This window comes from Bartonella grahamii ATCC 700132 (assembly GCF_000518085.1).
GTDB classification, from domain to species: Bacteria; Pseudomonadota; Alphaproteobacteria; order Rhizobiales; family Rhizobiaceae; genus Bartonella; species Bartonella grahamii.
Window position 1 is genome coordinate 1 of sequence record NZ_JACX01000050.1, and the last position, 2765, is coordinate 2765.

The 2765-nt window shown below is 29.7% G+C and carries 1 pseudogene; it reads left to right on the top strand.

The features are described from left to right. Positions 1-652: 652 nt before the first annotated feature. Positions 653-1114, top strand: a pseudogene (locus U736_RS11300) (type ISP restriction/modification enzyme); the annotation flags it as partial. Positions 1115-2765 lie beyond the last annotated feature (1651 nt).

A 2765-nucleotide genomic window follows, 5' to 3' on the forward strand; every position in this document is an offset into this window, starting at 1 on the left:
GAAGCATTGTTTAAAAGAACTTCATGAACCTCTAACAAGTCCACTCAAAACAGCCACTGCCCTATAACGCTTTTAACAAAAGCACATGCCTCTGTGACCAAAGAAAAGGGGCACCCAAAAACTGCTCTATTTTACAAAAAACGCTTTATTTTAATTGCTGAAGATTTCTCCCCCACATTTATGTAAAGAAACCTTTAAACAAAACTGTTTAGCCCGTCAATGCTTAATACATCAATATCCCCATAAATATAAAAGATAAATTTCCTCAACCATATCCCCTTGCATTCATAGAGTGAATCTCAAAAGAACGCCTTATCTATGAGTTTTGAATGGTTTTGAAGGTTTGAGAAACCTTCAAAACCTATAAGCAAAATTCGCAATAAAATTCTTCAAAATACTCATTCTGATATTTTAAAGCACATAGTGCATTTGTCTTTTTTTCATAAAACGAATAGCAGATTTCACTATTTTGCTGATCTGCCCCCTTTTCATGGGCTGTGGATAAGCAGCATTTAAAAAACCTTTTGAAAAAATTATCTGCTTTTTTCGCATTTTTTTTGCATTTTTTCTTAATTCGTTCAAAATGGATTTAATAAGCTTCGTTTTAATTCTTTTGAAGAGAATTAAACCCCTTATACGAAAACGGAGCTCTATTGTAACAGGACGTGAACTGGGTCATTTGCACGTGAATTATGAAACTGTAGAACCTTATCCAGTGACCTTTAAAAAGGGTAATCCAAAACAAACAGAGATCTATAATCCAGAAAAGTTTTATTATGTGACTGAAATGAAATTCGCAAAAATTAAGAATAGTAAGGAAAAGGATAAATCAACTGTTATTTATAATAACAATATCACAATAACAGATATCCCTCTTGACGCTTATGCGTATATCGTCAATGGCAAACCTGCTCTTGAATGGGTTATGGGGCGTCAATGCGTTAAGACAGATAAAAAGAGTGGCATTGTTAATGATGCCAATCGTTATGCTGTTGAAACCATTGGCAACCCTGCTTATCCATTGGATTTGTTTCAAAGGGTTATTACCGTAAGCTTAGAAACAATGAAAATCGTTAAAAACTTACCAAAATTAGAAATTAGAGAAACTGAATAGACTTGGCTTGCTAAACTCACAAGGGGTATAGAGTCTTATAACCATAATCTATACCTCTCTTGTTAAGTTGATTAGATACAATCTTTAAAAAGAGTGCTTATATGCGTTATTCTAAAAAGAAATCATTTGCACTTTTAGATACTCTTATTTGGATTGCCTTTAAAAGATTATACCGTAATCTAAAATGATAGCTTTATTGTTTTCAAAAGCTTTGTTTAAAGAGAGTTATGTATATTCATTTTGCTTATAGGCTTTGAAGGTGTTTACTCCCCAAAAACCCTACAAAACATATAGCATTAGTTGAATTTATAGGTTGTATTTTGATATAGATTGTTTTTTGAAAAATTGATAAAATTAACCACTTGAAATATAATAAACTTTTATTTTGGATAAAAAATAAAATAATACGTATAAGAAGCACCCCCCTAAACCTCCAAAACTAACAACCATAAGGATCTTGATAACATTTATTATGATTATAATCCCTTTCTTTTGAAAGGCTTTAAAAGATCACATACTCTCATAAGACATGTTTTAATCATTCACTAAATGATCACTTTTGTCGATTCAATGTACTGACACAAACTGACAAATATATATTTACAGTTGTATTTATTTGTTATGGTTGTTTTAATAAGTTGTATTTTGAAAAATTGATAAAAGTTAACATATTGAAATATATTGTTTTTTATTTTTTCTCATTTAAAAAAATGATCTAGGGTCTAAAAAGAACTGACAAAACTGACACAGGTCTATTAAAAAGGATTTTGTTAATCTCTATAATTATCAGTCTCTCTTTAGATGTTTTCATAACAAGCAATAAATCACAATCATCATGTTTATCGTTTCTCTTATGAAAATGAAAAATGATGCCATGGCTATAAAGAATGCATAAAAACAGCAAGGTTTTATAACCATAATGCAAATGAATGCGCTGGTTATAAGAGCGCAGTGCTTATTAAGGTTGTTAAGTTGCAAATGTATTATAAACAAAATTCACAAAAAATTTAAAATTCATTTAGTAAAAAAATGATAGGTTATAAAGATAAAAACACGCATTATGAGAGCGTTTCTAAATATTATAAATGTATAAATTCAGAAAATAACGCAATCGTTTCATAAAGCCAATAATATAGCTTTAAAAGCATATAAATATAAAAGAAGAAATTGATAAGAACATGATAAATATTTATACATAATGAATTTAAAAAACATAAAAAATATCAAAAAAGATAAAATATTAATTGACAATAAATACGTATTTTATTATATAAATAATCAAGTGATCAAAACACTAAACATGTAGCGAAGAGGTTACGATAAACCTAATCCTATTAAAAACTGACTATCTTTTATGCTTTTGTTAGCATATATAGTGATTTTGTCGGGTGTAGTTACGCTATACAATACCCTTTTTATGGGAAAAGCGTAACAACGGACTACATGCCGTGTTTTGAGCGCCCGGCATCCTTATAGGGTGTTAATTCAAAATTATAAACATGTAGGATTTAATTATGACAAATATCTCAAAAACCACCCCCGTTATCTCTAATATTGCAAATGAAACCGCCTCTGTTAATCAACAAGAGCCTGCAAAAAAATACGAATTTACCAATGAAAAATTCACTTTTGATGGTCTTACTTTACACCG